The organism is Sutterella massiliensis, from assembly GCF_016899755.1.
Classification (GTDB): Bacteria; Pseudomonadota; Gammaproteobacteria; order Burkholderiales; family Burkholderiaceae_F; genus Sutterella; species Sutterella massiliensis.
Genome location: NZ_JACJJC010000203.1, coordinates 1 through 641, shown reverse-complemented (window position 1 = coordinate 641; position 641 = coordinate 1). Strand labels below are relative to the sequence as shown.

Annotated in this window: 1 pseudogene; it reads right to left on the bottom strand. The window is 57.6% G+C overall.

Annotation, left to right across the window (positions count from 1 at the left end):
* Nucleotides 1-137 (bottom strand): annotated as a pseudogene (locus tag H6A60_RS13835) (IS607 family transposase); the annotation flags it as partial.
* Nucleotides 138-641 lie beyond the last annotated feature (504 nt).

The following is a 641-nucleotide window of genomic DNA, read 5'->3' as shown; positions in this document are numbered from 1 at the left end:
CAAAACGCCTGCATCGCAGCCAGCTGCGACTTCAAGTCGTTCTTCTGAGCCGCACTACTGACACGGCAGTAAACGATTGTCAGCTTCTTTTCGGGTTCCAGACCGAAGATTTTTCTGACATCGGATTCGTCAACGAAAATGTCCTCAGGCCCCCGGAAGCAGCAGCGGTTCCGCCGCAGCACGATTCCCGGGCAGCTCTTTAAAAATCGGGATATCGAGTTTATTCAGCTGACACTGCAGGCAATTTAGGGCTTTGCCCTCTCCGCCTTCGGCGGATTCACCCAAGGTTTTTTCAGCCCGTAAGAATGACGCTTCGGCAAACCCCAATAACCAGAAACGTCGAAGAATCATAAGCTCGGAATTGCACGGATAGGAGAGGTCCGAATCCGCGTGCCCGCGAGAATGCGAGATCGACCGGCAGCGCCGCTTCGGCGGCGTTACCGGTCACACTGCTCGACGGCGCAAACGCGCTGCCGAGCGTCTCTCCGGTGACGAGTCGCTGACGACGCTTCTATGGTCGCGCGAATCGGCTTGGAGCGACGATCCGCCTTCTTGGGCTGGTATTGGTGCAACGATGTGGAGACGGCGACTCGTTCCGCCGCAGGCGTGGACGGGCTATGCAGCCGTCACAGTAGGGAAGA